Raw genomic sequence first — 21,415 nt, 5'->3', positions numbered from 1 at the left:
CTGCCGTCACCGCCGAGGACGAACCCTGGATCGGAGCGGCTCTGCCCACGGGGTGAGCACGGTGCAGGCGTAGTCACGCGTTCGGGACCGTAACCGGTGACCCCCGACCGGTCACACGGTTGAGCCATACGGACAGCCAGGCCCCCGATGAACGGACGTGCTCAACATGCCGCCACGGCTCAGTGTCGTTGTCCCCGTCTACAACGTGGAACTCTTCCTGACGGACTGCCTGAAGTCCCTCGCGGAGCAGACCATGACCGACCTCGAGGTGGTGATGGTCGACGACGGGTCCACCGACGGCAGTGCAGCTCTGGCCGCCGAATTCGCCGCGCAGGACGACCGCTTCAGGCTGGTGAGCCAGAAGAACGGCGGACTGGGGCACGCCCGCAACACCGGTGTCCGCAACTGCGACCCGGAGAGCCGCTACCTCGCCTTCGTCGACAGCGACGACATCATCCCGCCGAACGCGTACGAGCTGCTCGTCGGGGCGCTGGAGGAGACCGGCTCGGACCTCGCGTCCGGCAACGTGCTGCGGCTGCGCGCCGGCGGCAGGCTCCAGCAGTCGCCGATGTTCCGCAAGCCGATGGCGACGACACGGCTGCGCACCCACGTCTCCCGCGACCTGGAGCTCCTCGGAGACCGGATCGCCTGCAACAAGGTCTTCCGCCGCTCCTTCTGGGACAAGCACGAGTTCGCCTTCCCGGTCGGCGCGCTCTACGAGGACATCCCCGTCGTGCTGCCGGCCCACTTCCTGGCCGGCTCCGTCGACATCGTGAAGGACCCCGTCTACCACTGGCGGGACCGGCCGGGCTCGATCACCACCAGCCGGGCCGTCGTCCGCGGCGTCCGCGACCGGGTCGCGCACGTGCAGGGGGTCTCCACCTTCCTGGCGGAGAACCGCCCGGCCGCCGACAAGAACCACTACGAGGCGCACGCCCTCGCCAACGACCTCTGGTACTTCATGGAGGTCCTCCCCGACGGTGACGCGGACTACCGCGAGGCCTTCCTGACGCACTGCAACGCCTTCCTCGACCAGGTCGACCCGTCGGTTCTCGACGGACTCCCGCTGCGGCTGCGCCTGATGTGGTACCTGGTGCGCGAGCACCGCATGGAGGAACTGCTGGCGCTGCTCGCCTACGACAAGCGCGAGCCCGGGGCGTTCGCCGTACGCGGGGTGCGCCGCCGGCAGGCCGGGTACCCGGTGCTGAAGCGGCCGGTGCCGGCCCAGGTGCTGCGCGTCGCCGACCGCGACCTCCCGCTCGCCGCCCGGCTCCGGGACGCGCAGTGGCGGGACGGCAAGCTGCACCTCAAGGGGTACGCCTACATCCGCAACCTGCCCGTCGCCTCGGGCCCCAGCGAGTTCCGGATCGGCTGGCTGCGGGCCGGCCGGCGCAACGTGGTGCCGCTGCGGCTGCGCAGGACCGACGAGCCGGAGGCCACCGCACGCTCCCGCCAGAGCCTGCACGACTACGACCGGGCGGGCTTCGAGGCGGTCGTCGACCCGGCGAAGCTGCGCATCGCCGCCGACGGCACCCCCAAGCAGCTCACCTGGCGCCTGGAGGTCGGCATCGCCAGGAACGGCCTGCTGCGCCGCGCCTTCCCCTCCGTCCGCGAGGCCCCCGTGGCGCCGCCCGTGTTCCGGCCGGACGGCGACCACCGGATCGTCCCCGCCTTCGACGACGACAAGCTGGTGCTGCACGCCGAGCGGATCGACGCCCGGTTCGAGACCCACCGCGCGGGCGACACGTCCGGCACCGTCGTGGTGTCCGGCATGGTCCGTGACCGCCTCGCCAAGGGCTCCCTGCGGCTCGGCCTCACCCACAAGGCCACCGGCACCGCGTTCGACGTCCCGGTCACCGTGGGCGAGGGAACCGAGTCCTCGGCCGCAGGCTGGCTCCGGTTCACCGCCGAGCTCCCGCTCGCGGCCGTCACCGAGGCCCGTCCGGCGGACGACACACCGAAGAACCTCGGGTACAGCGTCCACCTCGTCGGCCCCAAGAACCAGAAGACGCCGATCGACGTGCCGGGCCCCGTGCCGCCCGGCCGCTACGCGGTCGGCGACGGCGCGGACGGCGTACGCCGCGAGCTCGCCTTCGTCACGAGCTCCCGCGGGAACCTGCTGATCAGCGACCGCACCGTGCAGCCGTCCGTCGAGCTGGCGAGCTGGACGGAGGACGGGCGGCTGATCCTTGAGGGCACGTTCCCCGAGGACCCGGAACACCCCGTCGAGCTGGTGGTCCAGAACAGCAGCCACCGCGAGGAGGCGACCTTCCCGGTCAAGTTCGACGGTGACGGTGAAGGCAACGGCGACGGCGGCGGTGACGCGCGGCGCTTCCGGGCCGAACTGCGGCCGGACGCCGTCGAGGGACCCGGCGGCCCGCTCCCGCTGGGTGAGGGCAACTGGTACTTCTTCTTCCGCGAGAAGGGCGCGGGCGACGAGACCGGCGACATCGCGCTGCGCATCCCGGCCTCCGCCTTCCGCACCCTGCCCGCCACCCGCACCCTCTCCGGCCGCGACTACACCATCGAGCGGCGCTTCGGCGACCAGCTCCTGGTCGTCTCCGCCCCGGTGCTCACCGTCTCGGAGCGCGGCCTGCGCGCCAAGAAGCTGCTGAGCGACTCCTACGCCGCACAGCGCACCGCGCCGCTGCGCGAGGCCGTGCTCTACAGCAGCTTCGACGGCCGCCAGTTCTCCGACTCGCCGCGTGCGGTCTACGAGGAACTGGTGCTCAGGGGAGTCGAGCTGGAGCACCTGTGGGTGGTGCGCGACCAGCAGGCCATCATCCCCGCGGGCGCCACCGCCGTGGAGCACGGCTCGGCCGCCTGGCACGACGCGCTGGCCCGCAGCCGGCACATCGTCACCAACACGCAGCTGCCCGAGTGGTTCCTGCGGCGCGAGGACCAGACCGTCGTCCAGACCTGGCACGGCACCCCGCTCAAGCGCATCGGCCTTGAACTCGCGGGCACGATCCAGGCGAACGCCGCGTACATCGCGACGCTCAAGCAGCGCGCCGCGCAGTGGAACTTCCTGGTCTCCCCGAACACCTTCTCCACCCCCGTCCTGCGCCGTTCGTTCGGTTTCGAGGGCGAGGTCCTGGAGTGCGGCTATCCCCGTAACGACATCTTCCACGCCCCCGACCGCACGAAGGTCGCCGAAGCGGTACGGGAGAGGCTCGGGATCCCCAAGGGCAAGCGGGTCGTGCTGTACGCGCCGACCTGGCGCGAGGACCAGCAGCTGGGCGGCGGGCGCTACTCCCTCGGCCTCCAGCTCGACCTGGCCGCGGCCGAACGCGAACTGGGCGCGGACACCGTCCTGCTGGTGCGCCGTCACTACATGGTCACCGACCGCCTCCCGGACAGCGGCACCGGATTCGTCCGCGACGTCTCGCGCTACCCGGACGTCGGCGAGCTGATGCTGATCAGTGACGCGCTGGTCACCGACTACTCCTCGCTGATGTTCGACTTCGCCCAGACCGGCCGTCCGATGCTCTTCCACACCTACGACCTGGAGCACTACCGCGACACGCTGCGCGGGTTCAGCTTCGACTTCGAGGCGCGTGCTCCCGGCCCGCTGATCCCGGGCTCCGACGACCTCATCGCGGCCCTGCGCGACCCGGTCCGGGCCATCGCGGGACACGCGGAAGCGTACGAGGCATTCCGGCGGGACTTCTGCGACCTCGACGACGGCCGTGCGACCGCGCGAGTGGTCGACCGGATGCTGTAGTCCGGATATCCCGCGAAACGTCGCCCAGCGAGGGGCACACGTGCCCGGCCGGTACCCCAACCGGCCGGGCACCGGCGTATAAGGAACCGCTGTGCGACGCGGTGGTGAACAGAAATTGACGCACGGGCCGTGCGAACTGCATGGACCTTTCGAGTGATTCGGTATTCCCGGCGTTTGCGCAGACCCGCAGGGCATTCGACCCGCAAGCTACATAAGTATGTTCATCGGTGCGTCGCATAGCGTCGCGGGGTTGCTACGTTCTGCTTTCATGGGTATCCGAATGTGGTGCGAATCCTGGGACGTGAGACGCGCAAGAGCCGTTGTGCTCGTCGCCGCGGCCGTCGGCCTCCTGACTCGCATGATCATCGCGGCGAATATGCCGGGCCCGGCCGATGTGCGCATCTTCGCGGGGTTCGCCAAGGCGCTCACCGTGTACGGCCCCGTTCGGATCTACGAGCAGCCGCTGCCCGGACTGCCCGTCTACAACCACCCGCCACTGGCCGGCTGGATGCTGCTCGGTCTGAACAGCCTTTCCGAACTCGGAATGTCGTTCGCCACGCTCATCCGGTCACCCGCGTCGATCGCCGATTTCTTCTGCGCACTTCTGGTGTTCGAAATCGTCCGGCGGCGCGCCACCCTGGGCAAGGCCGTGCTGTGCGGCGTCGGAGTGGCCGCCAGCCCGGTGCTGATCGCCACCTCCGGCTACCACGGCAACACCGACGAAGTCGCCATCATGTTCGCCCTGGCCGCCGCCCATCTGCTGGCCGACCGGAAGTCGCCGTTGGCCGCGGGGGTGGCCGCGGCGCTCTCGATCAGCGTCAAGTTCATTCCGGTGGTGGTGGTGCCGGCGCTGTTCGTCGCCGCGCTGCGCGGCGGCCGGCCGGTACTGGTCCGCTTCGCCGCCGGGTTCGGCGCACTGTTCGCCCTGGTGTGGGGGCCGGTCCTGGTGACCGTGCCGCAGCATCTCAAGCAGAACGTCCTGGAGTACGCGGGCGGCAGCTACCGCCTCTGGGGGCTCGTCAGGTTCGCCGACGTCCTCGGGCTGCCGGACTCCGTCATCACCTTCATGCAGGGCGGCGGCCACTTCCTCTTCGTGCTGGTCTGCGTGGCCGCCGGGGTCTGGCTGGCGTGGCTGCGGCCCGCGCAACTGCCCGGGGTCGTCGGCGTCACGCTGGGCCTGCTGCTGCTCCTGTCCACCGCCTCCGGTCTGCAGTACCTGACCTGGGGGGCCGCCGGAACGTTCGTTCTCGGGTTCTGGGAAGGGCTCGCGTACAGCTGTGTGGTGGGGCTGACGGCCATTCTCGGCTACAGCGGAAGCTCCGCCGTGCGCTGGAGCGAGCCGGTGATGTACGTGGGCGCCGCCGGATGGATCGTCCTCGCGGCCGGCCTCGCCACCGGCGTCCGCCGGATCCTCGCCACTCGGCCGGACACACCCGCGAAGACCCCCGCCGGGCGGGCGCCGCTCTCCGCTCCGCGTACCTCGCAGCCTTCCGGATCCACCGTCAACTGATCGCGGACACCGGCGCCGTACCCACCACCGTCCGTTCCCGACCCCAGCACCGAGCGCAACTGGAGAACGCCCCGTGAAGGAAAGCCCGAGCCCCAGGATCGGCATCCTGGTGGTCGCGTACAACGCGGAGACAACGCTGGAGAAGACCCTCGACCGTATTCCGGAGGATTTCCGGTCCCGGATCGACGAGATCCTCATTCTCGACGACGCGAGTCATGACGCGACCTTCACCGCCGGCTGCCGATGGTCCCAGGCGGAGGGAATGCCGCGGACCGTGGTGATGCGGCACACCAAGAATCTTGGATACGGCGGAAACCAGAAGGCCGGATACGCGCTGGCAGCCGCGCACGGACTGGACATCATCGTGCTGCTGCACGGCGACGGACAGTACGCCCCGGAACTGATCCCCGACATGGTCGCCCCGATCGAACGCGGCGAATGCGAGGCGGTGTTCGGGTCGCGGATGATGAAATCCGGCAACGCCCTCAAGGGCGGTATGCCGCTCTACAAATGGCTGGGCAACCGCATTCTCACCCGGCTGGAGAACGGCCTGCTCGGTTCGCGGCTGACCGAATTCCACTCCGGATACCGTGCCTACAGCGTCGAGGCGCTGAAGCGGCTGCCGATCGACCGGAACACCGACGCCTTCGACTTCGACACCCAGATCATCGTCCAGCTGCTCAACGCGGGAATGCGGATCGAGGAGATCCCGGTGCCCACGTACTACGGCGACGAGATCTGCTACGTCAACGGCATGAAGTACGCGAAGGACGTCATCAAGGACGTCCTCGAATACCGCCTGGCGGTCAAGGGGTTCGGCACCTGCGCCTGGATTCCCAAGCCCGTCGAGTACGCCTTCAAGGAGGGCGACGGCTCCTCGCACGCGGTCATCCTGGAGAAGATGCGGAAGCTGCCGCCCGGCCGGGTCCTGGACCTCGGCTGTTCCGGCGGTCTGTTCGCGGAGCGGCTGGAGGCACTCGGCCACGAGGTGACCGGTGTGGACTTCGTCGAGGTGCCCGGAGTGCGCGAGAAGTGCACGTACTTCCACCTGGCCAACCTGGAGGAGGGCCTGCCGGTCGAGATCGGCGTCGACTTCGACTACGTCGTCGCCGGGGACGTCATCGAGCATCTCTCCCGACCCGAGCGGGTGCTCACCGAGGTCGCCACCGTGCTCCGGCCCGGTGGCCGGGTGTTGCTGTCCGTACCGAACTTCAGCCACTGGTACTCACGGCTGCGGGTCGCGCTCGGCGCCTTCGACTACGACCGCCGCGGCATCCTCGACGAGACGCATCTGCGGTTCTTCACCCGGGCCAGTCTGCGCCGTACGGTCCGCAACGCGGGCTACGACGTCCTGGACATCGCCTCGACGGGGGCGCCGTTCTGGTCGCTGCTCGGGCGCGGCCCGCTCGCCGCGGTACTCGGCGGGCTGTCGAGGCTGCTGACCCGGATCCGGCCGACCCTGTTCGGCTATCAGCACGTCGCACTGCTCACCCCGCATGCGGCCGAGACGATCATCGCTGGAGAGCACGTCGATGTACAGGACATCCTCAACCGACAGTACGTCCCTGCCGGCCGGGTCGGCGTCTGAGGCGACCGCCCACGAACCCACCGCCGCCCCCGCGTCCGGGACCCCGGCCGCCGCAGTCAGGAGCCAGGTCTTGACCCTTCCCAGTCTGATGCTGCTGCTGTTCGCCGTGTTCTCGTCCGCGGGCGGCCAGATCATGCTCAAACACGGGATGAAGGGTGCCGCGGCCACCGCCGGGGAGCACGGCGGCTCCGTGGCCCTGCGGGCCGCCACCAGCCCCTGGGTGGTGATCGGCCTGGTGATCTTCGCGGTCTCCGCCGTCGCCTGGATGTCGACCCTGGCCAAGGTGCCGCTCTCCATCGCCTACCCGTTCAACGCCCTCGGCTATCTGCTGATCGTGCTGGCCGGGGCGACCGTGCTGCACGAGCGGACCTCGATGTGGACCTGGGGCGGTTCGCTGCTCGTGGTCGTCGGCCTCGTCACGGTCATGGCGGGCCAGCAACGCTGAGCCCGTACAGGCCGAAGGGCCCGTCACCGGAACGTTCCGGTGACGGGCCCTTCGCCCTGCGCGGGTGGGTCAGACGGTCTCGCCCGCCGGGGGCTCCTCGCCCAGCAGGACCCGGCGCACCACGCGCTCTGCGGCGCGGCCGTCGTCGTACGGGCAGAACCTGGCGCGGAAGGCCTTGAGCAGGGCCTCGTTCGCGGGGCTGTCCCAGCTGCCGTCGGTGAACGCCCGCGCCAGCTCGTCCGTGGTCGTCGCGACGGCGCCCGGGGTCTCGCCGGGCTTGCCGGACAGCAGGTCGAAGACGACGCCGCGGACCGTGCGGTACGTCTCCCAGTCCGGGGCGTGCACCACGATCGGGCGGTTCAGGTGGGCGTAGTCGAACATCACCGACGAGTAGTCCGTGATCAGCGCGTCGGCGGCCAGGCAGAGGTCCTCGATCCGCGGGTGGTCGCTGACGTCGATGATCGACGGGTTCTCGGGGAGTCCGGCGCCGCCGTAGAAGTAGTGCGCGCGCACCATGACCACGGTGTCCGGGCCCACGGTCTCGCAGAACCGCGCCAGGTCGAGGCGGCTGGTGAAGCCGGCCTCGTAGTCGCGGTGGGTCGGCGCGTACAGCAGGGCGCGCTGACCGGGACGGATGCCGAGCCCCTCGCGGATCTTGTCGATCTGCTCCTGCGTCGCCGTCGCGAAGACGTCGTTGCGGGGGTAGCCCGTCTCCAGCGAGCGCGCGGCACTCGGGTAGGCGCGGGACCACACCTCGGTGGAGTGCGGGTTGGCGGAGACGCTCCAGTCCCACCGGTCGACCCGCTTGAGCAGCCGGTCGAAGTTGAGCCCCTGCGCGGCGGCCGGATAGCTCTGCTGATCCATGCCCATGATCTTCAGCGGGGTGCCGTGGTGGGTCATCACATGGATCTGACCGGGGCGCTTGACCAGGTGGTCGGCGAAGTTGACGTTGTTGAAGAAGTACGTGGCACGGGCCAGCACCGACCAGTAGCGGCGGGTGCCGGGCACCACGTAGTCGATGCCCTTGGGCAGCGAGGCCACCTGGTTCTTCGACACCACCCAGACCCCGTGCACATCGGGGGCCAGCTCCTGGGCCTTGCGGTAGATCGCCTCGGGGTTGCAGCTCACGCCGCGGTTCCAGTAGGCCGCGTAGACGGCGAGCTTGGGGTCCAGCGGAAGCTTGCGCTGCGCCTTGTAGTAGCGCGCGGTGAACGACTTCTTCGCCTTCGCGCGCGCCGTGCCGGGGGCCGTGCGCAGGCTCCGACGGGTGGCGAGAGCGGTGTCGAGGGCGCCGAGCGCGGCGTACTTCCCGCCGCCCATCAGCTGCGGCCGAAGCCCCTTCGCGCCGCCCGGGAACGTGAAGCCGTCGGGGCGGTGGGCGCTGTGGAACGAGGCGACGGCGGTGACGTACTGCCTGCGGCGCTTCGTCACCGAGGGGTAGGCGGACAGCAGTTCCTGGACGGCGCGGTCGAAGAGCAGCCCGCGTACGGGGCTCAGGGACGGGCGCGCCTCGACGAACGTCATCAGGTCCGCGTACGCGTCGACCAGCTCCAGCGGGGTCGAGCCGGTCGTCGGCTCCGCCTCGTCCGCGAGACCGGGCAGGTAGCGCTGCTGGCGGTGCTCGACACAGGCGGTGCCCAGCGTGGCGACGGCACCGGCGACGGCGAGCGTCTTGAGCGCGTACATGCGCTCACCGTGCGGGCCGGGGCCGAAGGCCAGGCCCTCGCTCTCGGCGAGGGTGCGGCGGACCGCGCGGTTCCAGGACACCGGCGCGATGTCGAGGAGACCGGGGCGCCCGGCGAGGGTGTGCGGGCCCGCGGGCATGCCGCTCAGCAACTCCAGCGACCGGGTCGCCCGGGTCTTGCCGCGGAACGGGCGCTTGCGGTGGCCGAACACCAGCACATCGGGATCACCGGCGGAGTCCAGCCGGTCCGCGATGTCCTGCAGCGCGCCCGGCAGGTGGATGTAGTGGCCCTCCAGGAAGAGGAGGTAGTCCCCGGTGGCACGCTCGGCCCCGGCGTTGCGCCGGCCGTGGGCTCCCGAGCCCTCGGGCAGGTGGATGGCCTGGACCCGGCTGTCGCGTGCGGCGAACTCGTCCAGCAGCAGTCCCGAACCGTCCGGAGCGCCGTCATCCACACCGATCACCTCGATGTCCGTGAACGACTGCGAGAGCACCGACTCCAGGCACTCGCGCAGACTTCCTCGGGCGCGGCGGACGGGGATGATGACACTCAGCCGGGGCATACAGACTCTTTCTCGGACTGTGCGTACTGGGGCGCACACAGATTACTGCGGAGCGCTCAGCAGGACGGGCACGGGACTGGCAGGGGTGCGACGGTCGGGAGGCAGGTGGGTCGGGCCCCGGTGGGGCGGCCGGTCGGCCGAGGCCATCCGGTCCCTGGGCGTGGACGCGGTGATTCCGGTTGGAACCGGGTAGACGCAACACTCTGCCGTCGATATGGGGCGACCGCGCGGCTGATGAGGGCCCCACTTATCATACTACCCACGCACTTAAGTGAACCTTGGGCATCCTGAGGACATGCGGGGCCGTGGTATGCCGGGCGCGCGGACGGGGCAGTCCATGGGTGACCCGCCGGACTGCCCCGCGTTGACGTACCCGGAATATGAGGCGTGGATCACGCCCGGGTGGCTACTTGACCGCGCCCGCCATGACGCCGGAGACGAACTGGCGCTGGAAGGCGAAGAACACCGCGAGCGGTATCACCATCGACACGAAGGCACCGGGCGCCAGCACGTCGATGTTGTTGCCGAACTGCCGTACCTGCTGCTGGAGCGCGACCGTGATCGGCGGGGATCCGGAGTCCGCGAAGATCAGCGCGACCAGCATGTCGTTCCACACCCAGAGGAACTGGAAGATCCCCAGCGAGGCGATCGCGGGACCGCCCAGCGGCATCACGACCCGGGTGAAGAGCCGGATCTCGCCCGCCCCGTCCAGCCGCGCCGCCTCCAGCAACTCCCGCGGGATCTCCGCGAAGAAGTTGCGCAGCAGGAAGATCGCGAAGGGCAGGCCGAAGGCGGTGTGGAAGATGATCACGCCGAAGGTCGTCTCGAAGATGCCGACCGCCCCGAAGAGCTTCGAGACCGGGATCAGCGCGACCTGCACCGGGACCACCAGGAGCCCCACCACCAGCAGGAACCACCAGTCGCGGCCCGGGAACTCCATCCAGGCGAAGGCGTATCCGGCGAGCGAGCCGATCACCACGACCAGGACCGTCGACGGGACGGTGATCATGATGGTGCTGAACAGCGAATCGGTGATCGTCGAATTGTCCAGCAGCCGCGAGTAGTTGTCGAAGGTCAGCTGGGACGGGACGGTGAAGATCTTCCACCAGCCGGTCGCCGCGATCTGGTCCGCGCTGCGCAGCGAGGACAGCAGGAGCCCGATGGTGGGCATCAGCCAGAACAGGGCCACCAGGATCAGGACGACCCGCATCACGCCGCCGGCGGCCCCTGCCGCGATCCGGGCGCCGAGCGACCGCCCGGGCTTCGCCGTGCCGGTGCCCGGGGCGTCGCCCGCCGCGGCGGGCGGGGCCGTGGTCGAGGGTGTCGTCATCGGCGCCCCTCCTTCCGTATCCGCCTGATGTTGATGAGCATCACCGGGAGCACCAGCAGCAGCAGGAGCACGGCGATGGCGCTGCCGATCCCCAGGTCCGCGTCCGTGCCGAACGAGGACCGGTAGAGCTGGAGCGCCAGCACGTTCGCGTCGTCCTGCGAGGAGCCCGGCGCGATGATGAAGACCAGGTCGAAGACCTTCAGCACGTTGATCATCAGCGTCACCAGCACCACCGCGAGGACCGGGGCGAGCATCGGCACCGTGATTCGGCGGAACACCTGCCACTCGTTGGCCCCGTCCACCCGGGCGGCTTCGAGGAGTTCGCGCGGCAGACCCGCCAGGCCGGCCGCGATCAGCACCATGGCGAAGCCCGCCCACATCCAGACGTAGCTGCCGATGATCCCGGGTGTCACGAGCGTCGGCCCGAGCCAGTCGACCCCGTTGTACGGCTCCTTGAAGTTGGATGCCGGGAGCCTCAGTTCGGCGCCGTCCGCCGAGGCGGGCAGGGTGAACGTACCGTCGGCGCCCGCGGTGGCCGAGGCGACCACCTTGCCGTCCTTGACGGCCTCGACCTTGATGCCCTTGAGCCCGAACTCCTTGGGGTCGATGACGTTGGGCTTGCCGCCGCCGCCCTGGGTGAAGTCCAGCCAGGCGGTGCCGGTGATCTTCCCGTCGTTCACCGTCTCCGGCGTCCGTGCGGGCTTCGCGTCGCCGGGCATCTTCGCGGGCGCCACTCCGACCAGGGGCAGTTGGACCGGCGCCCCGGCCCGGACCGGCACCTTGGTCACGAAGGACCCGCCGCCGGCCGCCTTCAGCGGATGGACGGGCAGCGGATGCGCCTTGGGGAAGCCCGCCGATTCGGCGAACGTGTCGTGCACGCCCACCCATACGGCGTTCGCGACCCCGCGCTCCGGCGCCTGGTCGTACACCAGCCGGAAGATGATGCCCGCGGCGAGCATCGAGATCGCCATCGGCATGAAGACGATCAGCTTGAACGCCGTGCCCCAGCGGATCCGTTCGGTCAGCACCGCGAAGATCAGGCCGAGGGCGGTGGAGACGGTCGGCGCGAAGACGACCCAGATCGCGTTGTTCTTGACCGCCGTACGGATGGTGTCGTCCGTGAACAGCGCCTTGTAGTTGTCGAATCCGGCGAATCCGGTGCCCGCCTGGTCGAAGAACGACCGGTAGACGGAGTACACGATCGGATACACCACGAGCGCGCCGAGCAGCACCAGCGCGGGCAGCAGGAAGAGCGCCGCGATGACCCTGCGGGTGCCGGTCACGCTCTTGTGGCTGCGCACCTTACGGGTGGGCGGCTGCCCGGACTCGGGCTGCCTGGGGGCGGGTACCGAGGTCCCGCCGCGGGGTCGGGTGTCGGCGGGGGGCGCCTCGTCGGCGCCCCCCGCTGCGGCTGTCGTCATTCCGTCAGCTCTTGTACGCCTTGGCCGCGTCGGACTCCAGTTTGGCCTGGGTCCCCGCGATGTCCTTCGGGTTCTTCAGGAAGTCCTGCAGGCTCTTCCACTCACCCTTGCCGGGCGTCCCGCCGAACGACTGCGGGGCCTGGTCGGACATGTCGAACCGGACGGCGTCACCGGCCGCGACCAGCGCCTTCGCCATCGTGCGCTGCACCTCGTTGGGGTACGCGGCTGCGTCCAGGGCCTTGTTGGGCGAGATGAACCCGCCCTGCTCGGCCCAGATCTTCGCGGCGTCGGTGGAGGCCAGCCAGGTCAGCAGGGCCTGGGCGCCCTTGCTGTCCTTCAGCGCCACCGCCGCGTCTCCGCCGGTCACCACGGGCGACTCGGCGCCGACCGCGGGGAACGGGAAGACCTTGGCGTCCGTGCCGATCTTGGCCTTGGTCTGCGCGATGTTGACGCCGACGAAGTCGCCCTCGTAGACCATCGCGCCCTTGGGCTGGTCACCACCGGTGAACGTCTGGGTGACCGAGGCCGGGAACTCCGTCTGGAGCGCGCCGTCGGCGCCGCCCGCGATCAGGGAGGGCTTCCCGAAGAGCTGCGCGAGCGTGGTCAGCGCGTCCTTGACGGACGGGTCCGTCCACTTGATCTTGTGCTGGGCCAGCTGGTCGTACTTCTCGGGGCCCGCCTGGGAGAGATAGATGTTCTCGAACCAGTCGGTGAGCGTCCAGCCGTCCGCGCCGGCGACCGAGACCGGGGTGACGCCCGAGGCGGACACCGTCTCGGCGGTCGCCAGGAAGTCCTTCCAGGTCTTCGGCTCGGATGCCCCCGCGTTCTCGAACGCCTTGGCGTTGTACCAGATCAGAGACTTGTTGGCGGCCTTGAAGTACACGCCGTACTGGGTGCCGTCCACCGTGCCCAGGTCCTGCCAGACCTTGGAGTAGTTCTTGGTGAGCTGGGCCTTCGCCTCGGCGCCGACCGGCTTCGCCCACTTCTTCGCGACGGCCTGCTGGATCGCGCCGACCTGCGGGATCATCGCGACGTCCGGCGGCTGGCCGCCCGCGATCTTCGTACCGAGGAAGTTGACGATCGGGTCCTGCGCCGGGACGAAGGTGACCGTCGCCCCCGTGCGCTTCTCGAACTCCTTGAGCACCTTGACGAAGTTGGCCTGTTCCGGGCCGGTCCAGACCGCCGCGACGGAGATCTTCTCGCCGTTCAGTTTCGGTAGAACGACGCTCGACGCGTTGTTCTTGCTCCCCTCGGAGCCGCCCCCGTCGGTCTTGCCCTTCCCGCCGTCACCGTCGTCGCCGCAGCCGGTGAGGGCCAGCGCGCCGATGGCTGTGAACACCATGGCGGCCCTGCGAATCCGAAGCGTTGTGCGCATTCCCTGCCCCGTCTCTCATGTGCGCGTGCACTGACCGGCGCCGGCCGGACTCCCGACGGTTCCGGTCAGTCACCACGTGGTCGTGTGCGCACAGTCCTACGCCCGGCATCCTGGTGCCGCAATACCAACCTTGCGCTCAACTCCAAGATCGTGATGGGCTCGTGACGTCACGTCAACGGCGGTATCCGGAGATTGGGGGACGAGAGCCCACTTGGGGCCGGGGCCGTCGTCCTCAGGGGTGAGCGGGCGCGAGCGGTGCCAGCGGCACGGCGTTCACCGAACGCGCCGCGCGCTCCAACGCACTGGCCAGCAGGGCCAGATCCGTCGGCCCGTTGCCCAGCTCGCGCAACGGGCGGCGGGTGGGCGGATCGCCCATCCGCTCCCATTCCAGTGGTACGACGGTGGGCCGCAGCGTCGCCGTACGCGGAATGCGGCCCGTGACCCGGCCGCCCTGGAACGGTGTCACCCGCCCGTCCGGATGCCCCAGCCGTCCGCGGCCCGGCGCCGGGGCGTCCGGTGAGGGCGGGACGGCGGGCGGATCGAGCACGACCCGCAGCCGGGCCCCGTGGGCCAGGTCGGTGTCCTCCGTGCGGTCCGGGCGGGCGGACGTCGCGACCAGGTGGATGCCGAGCCGGCCGCCTTCCCTGGCCACGGCCTCCAGCGCCCGTACGACCGAACCGGCGGCCGGCCGGCCCGGACTGCCGAGCGCCGGGGCGATCAGCGCGTCGAAGTCGTCCACGAGCACGACGAGCCGGGGCAGCGGTGTGGGTCCCGGCTCCGGCGGCCGGGCCGCGGTGGGCCGCAGGTGCAGCGTGCCGCTCATCTGGGACTCCACGTCACCGCGCTGCTCGAACGCGCTCGGCGGCCGCTGACCGGCCACCCGGCGCGCCATCTCGGGCCTGCTGTGCCACTCGGCGAAGTCGAGCCCGCCGAGGAGTTCGGCCCGCCGCTTCACCTCGGCGCCCAGTGCCTGGGCGAACTCGCGCATCCTGACCGGGTCGGAGGCCACCAAGTGCGTGAACACATGCGGGAGTTCGGTACAGGGGCGCAAGCTCTCGCCACGCTCGCCCCCCGCGCCGTCGACCAGCAGGATGCCGAGCCTGTCCGGCCTGGCGGCGGCCGCCAACGACGCGGCGACGGCCCTCAGCAGCTCGGTACGTCCGCTGCCGCCCGGTCCCTCGATGAGCAGGTGCGGCCCCTCGTCGGCGAGATCCACGCTCACCGGTCCCCGGGGCCCGGCCCCGAGCACCACGACGGGCCGCCCGGCGAAGGCGCCCCCGTCGGCGGAGGCCGCCGGGACACCCGCCGCCGCGCGGGGACCGGTGCCCGCGGCCGCGCCGCCCGGTCCGGACCCGGCGCCGCGTGCGGCGATCCGGGGAGCGTCGCTCTGACGCGGCCCGCTGACCCGGTTCGAGGAGCGCCCCGACCCGGCGGGGCGCAGGCTGTCGGCGTCCCGCACGTCCGCGGACCCGTCCCGGCCGGGGGCGGCGGAGCCGGACAGGGTGCGCGAACTCGGCCGGTCCCCGGGCCCCCCGTCGTACCGCTGCCCGCCCACACGGGGGTAGGGGGTGCGGCCGGATGCGGGGGCGGGGGTGTCGGTGCGGTCGGGGTACGGGGTGCGGCCCGAGTCGGTGCGGTCGGGGTACGGCGTGCGGCCCGAGCCTGTGCGGTCGGGATACGGGGTACGGCCGGAATCTGCGCGGTCGTACGGGTCGGTGCGGTCGGGGTACGGGGTGCGGCTGGAACCCGTGGCGTCGGGGTAAGGCGTGCGGCCCGAGCCCGGCCCGTCGTACGTTTCGCCACGGCCGGAGGCGCCGCGCGGAACGCCCGGGTGGGTCTCGTTCGCGCCGCCGCGACCGCCGAAGGCGCCCGGATGCGGCGTGCGTCCCGACCCGGGGGCATCCGTGCCCCGGCCGGCGGGCGGGCGGGGGGATTCGCTGCTCGTGCGCTGGGCGCCCACCCGGGGACCCGCACCACTGGTGCGGCCCGCGCCGCGGGTGCCGTCGCCCGTGCCGCCCGTCCAGGTGCCCGAGCCGCGGACCGTCGCGCCCGGCTGGTCGTCCGCCGTCGAGGCCCAGCGGGCCATCAGGGAGGCCGGGGTGGCGCGGGCCAGACCCAGCTCGTCCAGGAGGCGGGCCGAGGGCGGGAGCGCCACCGCCGCCGGGCGGCCCGGCAGCGCGGCCGAGCCCTCCGCGCGCAGCGGGGCCAGCGCCCTTGCGAATCGTTCCGCCCAGTGCGCCGACACCGCGTCCACCGCGGCGACCGTGCCGTGGCCGGCCGCCCGGCCGTTCGACGTGCGCAGCAGCCGCAGGGCCGTCGCCACATCGCCGCTGAGCATCGCCACGGCTCCGCACTCCCGGAAGGCGATCGAGGCATGGCACGCCGCCTCGTACGTCGCGGCGACCGGTGAGGTGGGGGTGGCGGCCGGGGTCTCGGCCAGACAGATCAGATGGATGCCCGCCGCCGCGCCCGCCGCGGCCAGCCGGGCGGTGTTCTCGCGCAGCACCGCGGAGCCGGGATCGCCGTCCACGACGACCACGGTGAACGGGCCCTCGTGGTGCCGGGCGGCCTCCGCGACCGTGGCGCGGTCCAGACTCGCCCAGCCGGGCCCCAACGGCCCGTCGTCCAGCCGGCGCACCAGTTCCGTGGTCCGGGCGACGGCCTGCTCGCGGTCGTACGCGAGCAGCAGCCGGCAGTCCTGGCCGTGCATCGGCCGCAGATGCGGCAGCCAGCCGAGCCAGGCCCACTCGCGCCTGCGCTCGTCCATCCCGCGGGCCCGGTCCGTGCTGATCAGCACGATCTCCAGATCGGCGGGGGAGTGCAGGGCGGCCAGCTGCGCCACCGCCGAGCGGGCGAGGCCGGTCAGCCGGTCCCGCGGCCCGGCGAGCCCCAGCGAACCCGCCTCCCGCAGCCCCACGGTCACCGGCACGGCGGGCAGCTCGGCCCGGTCGGTCGTGCCCAGCCGGACCACCAGCGCCTCCGGGTGCGCGGTGTCGCGCTCCCACAGCCGGGGGCCCGGTCCGAGCGCGGTCAGCAGTACGGACGCCGGATCGGGCCAGGTGCCCTCCGGAGCCGTGGGCGGCGCCGTGAAGGCGGCGGGGGCCGTCACCGGCGCGGCCGTCTCGTCAGGAGCGCTCTCATGCACCGCGTCGCCCTTGCCGCCCGCGAGCCGGCGGGCCCAGGCACCTATGCCCCGGCGGGGCGGTTCCTCGTCCGGGTAGCGGCCGGGGAGCCCGGAGCCGGACCGGGGCCGGGCCACGGTGTGCCCGCCCAAGTCGTCGTCCCCGTCCCCGCGCTCGTGGTCGTGGAAGTCCGGTTCCTCGTGGGTCCCCGCGCCGGGGTGCGCGGCCGCGCCGTACGCGTGCGCCGAGCTGTCCCGGTAACCGTGCTCCGGGGCCGCTTCGGGCTGCGCCCTGGCCACCCGCAGGTGCCCCTCGCCGTCCGGTGCCGTCCCCAGCGTCGGCGTACGCGCCCCCGAGGTCAGCCGGAGCGTCGACTCGCCGAGCCGCAGCAGCGCACCGGGCCTGAGCCGGACCGGACGGTCGCGGACCTCCGTGCCGTCCAGCGAGGTGCCGTTGGTGGAGCCCAGGTCGGCCACCGCTACCCGGCCGTCGTCGGAGACCGTCACCGCGCAGTGCAGCCGCGAGACATCCGGGTCGTCGAGCGGGACGTCGGCGTCCGCCGAGCGGCCGATCCGGATCTGGCCGCCGTGCAGCAGATGGACCCCGCCCGCGTCCGGTCCGGCGATCACGTGCAGCTGCGCCGGAACGGCGTCGTCCGTCGTCTCGTCCTCGCCCGGGACCTGGAGCGAGAGCACCGCCCCGTCGACCAGAGGAGGCTCACCGAGCGCGCTGCGCTGTGCGTCGAGCCGCTCCCGCCCGGCGAACAGCACCACCGCACCGCTGCCGAGGGAGCCGTCGGGCCCGGAGACGGCCGCGGCCAGATTGGACGCCACGGTGGCCAGCGCCGTCCCCGCCGGGGCGGTGACCAGCACATCGCAGGCGCGCGCCGGGGTCTGGCCGCTGCGCGGCGCGAGGACGGTCAGCCGGATCTGCATCGCCGTCAGCGGTCCCTTCTGCGCGGGTGCCCGGCAGGGGAAACGCCCTGTGATTCCCCCCACCCGGCACGGACGCGTCGTCCGGTACAGGTTCGTCACGTACCACGGGGCTCCCAACCCCACAGTTCCGTGCTGGAGGCATCCTCGCACCTGCCACTGGCAACACGCCCGGGGGCCACCGGTAAGTGATCTTGAAAGGTCTGCTGTGCGCCCAAAAGTGCCTGCTTGGCCCGTTCGTCGGAGCGGCGGATGCGGTCCGGACCGGCGCCCGGAGCCGTTGCGTACACCTTTGTGCGGCAACCATCCGACCGGAGGGAGCGTCTTCCTCCGCAACCGGTGCGCCAGGGGCTGGGAGACCGGGCCCCTCCAGGAATTCCGGACAAAGCGGCAACCGGCCGGACCCGGTCGCCCACCGCCGGACAGGCTCTAGAGTGGGCCGGAACTTCCGGAGTCATCCGGGGGACCGCAAGCACCACGATCAGCAGGGAGCGCATGACGTGCGGCCGGTAGGCAGCAAGTACCTGCTCGAGGAGCCGCTGGGACGCGGCGCCACGGGCACCGTCTGGCGCGCCCGCCAGCGTGAGGCCGCGGGAGCCGAGGCGGCCGTCGCCGGCCAGCCCGGCGAGACCGTCGCGATCAAGGTGCTCAAGGAGGAGCTCGCCAACGACGCGGATGTCGTGATGCGGTTCCTGCGCGAGCGCTCCGTGCTGCTGCGGCTGACCCACGAGAACATCGTGCGCACCCGGGACCTGGTCGTGGAGGGCGATCTCCTCGCCCTGGTGATGGACCTGGTCGACGGCCCGGATCTGCACCGCTACCTCCGCGACAACGGCCCGCTCACCCCGGTCGCCGCCTCGCTGCTCACCGCGCAGATCGCGGACGCGCTCGCCGCCAGTCACGCCGACGGCGTCGTCCACCGCGACCTGAAGCCCGCCAACGTGCTGCTCTCCGAGCGCGACGGCGCGATGCACCCGATGCTCACCGACTTCGGCATCGCCCGGCTCGCGGACTCCCCGGGGCTGACCCGGACACACGAGTTCGTCGGCACGCCGGCCTATGTGGCGCCCGAGTCGGCCGAGGGCCGCCCGCAGACCTCCGCCGTCGACATCTACGGCGCCGGAATCCTGCTGTACGAGCTGCTCACCGGCCGTCCGCCGTTCGCCGGCGGCACCGCGCTCGAAGTCCTGCACCGGCACCTCAGCGAGGAGCCCCGCCGCCCCAGCACCGTTCCGGCGCCGCTGTGGACCGTCATCGAGCGCTGCCTGAGCAAGGACCCGGACCGGCGGCCCAGTGCCGAGAACCTGGCCCGCGCGCTGCGTACCGTCGCCGCCGGCATCGGCGTGCACGCGAACGCCGCGCAGATCGAGGCCGCCGACGGGGTGGCCGCCCTGCTCGCACCGGACCCGGCGCCGACGGCCGTCCCCCAGACGCCCGGAGCGGCGGACCCGACGCAGGTGCTGCCGAGCAACGCCGCCTCGTACGACCCGAACGCCTATGACCCCAACGCGGCCACCAGCGTCATGCAGCAGAGCGCCGGACAGGGCGGCGGTCACGCCGACCCGACCGCGGTCCTGCCGCCGGTCCCGCCGCAGCCCGAGGGGGCCCCGCAGGCCGACGGCCCGCACCCCTGGCAGTCCCAGCTCCAGGCCGCCCGCGACCGCAACGACCAGACACAGGTCCAGTACCTCGACCCGAGCCAGGACCCGCTGCGCCGTCGCCCCCAGCGTCAGCCGCAGCCCCAGCAGCCCCAGCAGCCGCACCGGCAGCAGCCGCACCGGCAGCAGCCGTACCCGCCACAGAACCGGCAGCAGCAGCCTCAGCAGCACCAGTACCAGCCTCAGCAGCAGTACCAGGGCCAGCCCCAGCAACAGCAGTACCAACAACAGCAACAGCAGTACCAGCCGCAGCAGCGCCAGCAGTACGCGCCGCCGCAGCAGCCCCAGCAGCCTCAGCAGCCCGCTCAGCGCCCGCCCCGCGAGCCCCGGCAGCGCAGCGCCAACCCGATGAAGATCCCCGGCCTCGGCTGCCTGAAGGGCTGCTTCTTCACGCTGGTCCTCCTCGTCGTCGCGAGCTGGCTGATCTGGGAGCTCACCCCGCTGAAGGGCTGGATCGGCCAGGGCGAGAGCTACTGGCAGGCGATCAGCCACGCCGCCGGTACGGTCACCGACTGGATCTCGAAACTGGGCAGCAGCGGCGGCAACTGACAGGACGGGCGCCGCCGGTCCAGCCGGACGCCCGTCAACTCTGTAGCTATATCGACTTCCGCGGGCCAATTCCACGGCAATTCGTACGCAGAAGTGAAGGTTGGTGCCATCCAGGGCACGCAACCCCCCGATCGCCGCGTAGCTTTGTCGACCGGGGGTTGTTGCGCGAAGGCCCAATCGCCAGCCGCTGAGGGAGCAGTCTTGGCACGGAATATCGGCAGCCGGTACACCGCCCACCAGATCCTGGGGCGCGGCAGCGCCGGCACGGTGTGGCTCGGCGACGGACCCGAGGGGCCCGTCGCGATCAAACTGCTCCGCGAGGACCTCGCGTCCGACCAGGAACTCGTGGGCCGGTTCGTCCAGGAGCGCACCGCGCTGCTCGGACTCGACCATCCGCACATCGTCGCCGTCCGCGACCTCGTGGTGGACGGCAACGACCTGGCCCTGGTCATGAACCTGGTCCGCGGCACGGATCTGCGCACCCGGCTCGACCGCGAGCGCAGGCTGGCGCCGGAGGCCGCCGTCGCGATAGTCGCGGACGTCGCGGACGGACTCGCCGCGGCGCACGCCGCCGGGGTGGTCCACCGCGACGTCAAGCCGGAGAACATCCTGCTCGACATGGAGGGCCCGCTCGGGCCCGGCAACTCCCACCCCGCGCTGCTCACCGACTTCGGTGTGGCCAAGCTGATCGACACCCCGCGCCGCACCAAGGCCACCAAGATCATCGGAACGCCGGACTACCTGGCCCCCGAGATCGTCGAGGGCCTCCCGCCGCGCGCGGCCGTCGACATCTACGCCCTCGCGACGGTGCTGTACGAGCTCCTCGCGGGCTTCACGCCCTTCGGCGGCGGCCACCCCGGCGCGGTCCTGCGCCGCCATGTCACCGAGACGGTCGTCCCGCTCCCCGGCATCCCCGAGGAGCTCTGGCAGTTGCTGGTCCAGTGCCTGGCCAAGGCCCCCGCGTCCCGGCTGCGCGCCTCCGAACTGGCGGCCCGGCTGCGTGAGCAGCTCCCGCAGCTGGCCGGCATCCCGCCGCTGGACGTGGACGAGCCGGACGGCGAGCCGGAGCCCCAGCCGCACGGGCAGGCCTACGACGAGCAGCAGTACACCCCGGCGGCCGAGGAGCCCCGCCGCCGCGGCGCGGTCCCGCTGGTCCCCGGCTCGTCCCCCGACTCCAACCGCGACACCCACACGAGCATGCGCGTCCCGGCCCCCGACGAGCTGTCCGGCGGTCCCCGGGGCACCGCCCGCGCCCCGCGCGCCCCCGGCCGGCCCCGCCCCGGCTCGGCGCGCAACAAGTCGGCGGCCATCCGCAAGCGCCGCCTCACCCTGGGCGCGGTGGCCCTGGTACTGATCGCCGGACTCGGCATCGGCGGCTGGCTGGCGATGAGCGGCGACGACGCGGGCGCGACCCCGCAGGACACCAGGAACTCCGCCCCCGGCGCCCCCTGAGCGCGAGGAACCCGGACCCTGGCGCCCGCCCGCGCCGGGGCGTGCGCGGCGGGGTGGCGGAGCGG

At 71.9% G+C, this 21,415-nt stretch carries 11 protein-coding genes; 6 read left to right on the top strand and 5 right to left on the bottom strand.

What is annotated here, in order from left to right; genetic code table 11:
• The first annotated feature begins 157 nt into the window (after positions 1 to 157).
• From FHX80_RS09500 to FHX80_RS09485, 4 genes are all read left to right on the top strand, one after another.
• Entirely contained in the window at positions 158 to 3,724 is a 3,567-nt protein-coding gene (locus FHX80_RS09500; RefSeq protein ID WP_145763801.1) for a bifunctional glycosyltransferase/CDP-glycerol:glycerophosphate glycerophosphotransferase, read from the top strand.
• Between the two features lie 301 nt (positions 3,725 to 4,025).
• The gene (locus FHX80_RS09495; RefSeq protein ID WP_244318188.1) at positions 4,026 to 5,234 is read left to right on the top strand and encodes a hypothetical protein; all 1,209 of its coding nucleotides are present in this window, start codon (positions 4,026 to 4,028) and stop codon (positions 5,232 to 5,234) included.
• 73 nt (positions 5,235 to 5,307) lie between these two features.
• Positions 5,308 to 6,822: a bifunctional glycosyltransferase/class I SAM-dependent methyltransferase gene (locus tag FHX80_RS09490; RefSeq protein ID WP_145763800.1), complete on the top strand. Its 1,515-nt coding sequence runs from the start codon at positions 5,308 to 5,310 to the stop codon at positions 6,820 to 6,822.
• Positions 6,823 to 6,892: 70 nt separating this feature from the next.
• Positions 6,893 to 7,267: a DMT family transporter gene (locus FHX80_RS09485; RefSeq protein WP_244318187.1), complete on the top strand. Its 375-nt coding sequence runs from the start codon at positions 6,893 to 6,895 to the stop codon at positions 7,265 to 7,267.
• Between the two features lie 69 nt (positions 7,268 to 7,336).
• On the opposite strand, the gene FHX80_RS09480 is transcribed toward FHX80_RS09485, so the two are convergent.
• The 5 genes from FHX80_RS09480 to FHX80_RS09460 form a co-directional block, all read right to left on the bottom strand.
• Entirely contained in the window at positions 7,337 to 9,511 is a 2,175-nt protein-coding gene (locus tag FHX80_RS09480) for a bifunctional glycosyltransferase/CDP-glycerol:glycerophosphate glycerophosphotransferase (protein WP_145763799.1), read from the bottom strand.
• Positions 9,512 to 9,917: 406 nt separating this feature from the next.
• Complete coding sequence (locus tag FHX80_RS09475) at positions 9,918 to 10,841, bottom strand: carbohydrate ABC transporter permease (RefSeq protein WP_145763798.1); 924 nt, start codon at positions 10,839 to 10,841, stop codon at positions 9,918 to 9,920.
• Positions 10,838 to 12,124: an ABC transporter permease subunit gene (locus FHX80_RS09470; RefSeq protein ID WP_145767171.1), complete on the bottom strand. Its 1,287-nt coding sequence runs from the start codon at positions 12,122 to 12,124 to the stop codon at positions 10,838 to 10,840. The genes FHX80_RS09475 and FHX80_RS09470 overlap by 4 nt, the downstream gene beginning before the upstream one ends.
• 142 nt (positions 12,125 to 12,266) lie before the next feature.
• Positions 12,267 to 13,637, bottom strand: a complete 1,371-nt coding sequence (locus tag FHX80_RS09465) for an ABC transporter substrate-binding protein (protein WP_208764611.1) — start codon at positions 13,635 to 13,637, stop codon at positions 12,267 to 12,269.
• 232 nt (positions 13,638 to 13,869) lie between these two features.
• The gene (locus FHX80_RS09460) at positions 13,870 to 17,694 is read right to left on the bottom strand and encodes an FHA domain-containing protein (RefSeq protein WP_145763797.1); all 3,825 of its coding nucleotides are present in this window, start codon (positions 17,692 to 17,694) and stop codon (positions 13,870 to 13,872) included.
• Between the two features lie 497 nt (positions 17,695 to 18,191).
• Here FHX80_RS09460 and FHX80_RS09455 point away from each other — a divergent pair, with 497 nt between their 5' ends.
• Both FHX80_RS09455 and FHX80_RS09450 read left to right on the top strand, forming a co-directional pair.
• Entirely contained in the window at positions 18,192 to 19,898 is a 1,707-nt protein-coding gene (locus tag FHX80_RS09455; RefSeq protein ID WP_145763796.1) for a serine/threonine-protein kinase, read from the top strand.
• Between the two features lie 201 nt (positions 19,899 to 20,099).
• On the top strand, positions 20,100 to 21,350 hold the full coding sequence (locus FHX80_RS09450) for a serine/threonine-protein kinase (protein WP_145763795.1): 1,251 nt from the start codon (positions 20,100 to 20,102) through the stop codon (positions 21,348 to 21,350).
• Positions 21,351 to 21,415: the final 65 nt, after the last annotated feature.

The sequence above is a fragment of the Streptomyces brevispora genome, from assembly GCF_007829885.1.
GTDB lineage: Bacteria > Actinomycetota > Actinomycetes > Streptomycetales > Streptomycetaceae > Streptomyces > Streptomyces brevispora.
Note: the sequence above shows the minus strand (reverse complement) of the source record. Positions and strands in the feature narration are given on the sequence as shown.

Excerpts from the sequence above, each read along its gene's own strand:
- FHX80_RS09480 (WP_145763799.1), bottom strand. The coding sequence starts at position 9,511 with ATGCCCCGGCTGAGTGTCATCATCCCCGTCCGCCGCGCCCGAGGAAGT.
- FHX80_RS09475 (WP_145763798.1), bottom strand. The coding sequence starts at position 10,841 with ATGACGACACCCTCGACCACGGCCCCGCCCGCCGCGGCGGGCGACGCC.
- FHX80_RS09465 (WP_208764611.1), bottom strand. The coding sequence starts at position 13,637 with ATGCGCACAACGCTTCGGATTCGCAGGGCCGCCATGGTGTTCACAGCC.
- FHX80_RS09460 (WP_145763797.1), bottom strand. The coding sequence starts at position 17,694 with ATGCAGATCCGGCTGACCGTCCTCGCGCCGCGCAGCGGCCAGACCCCG.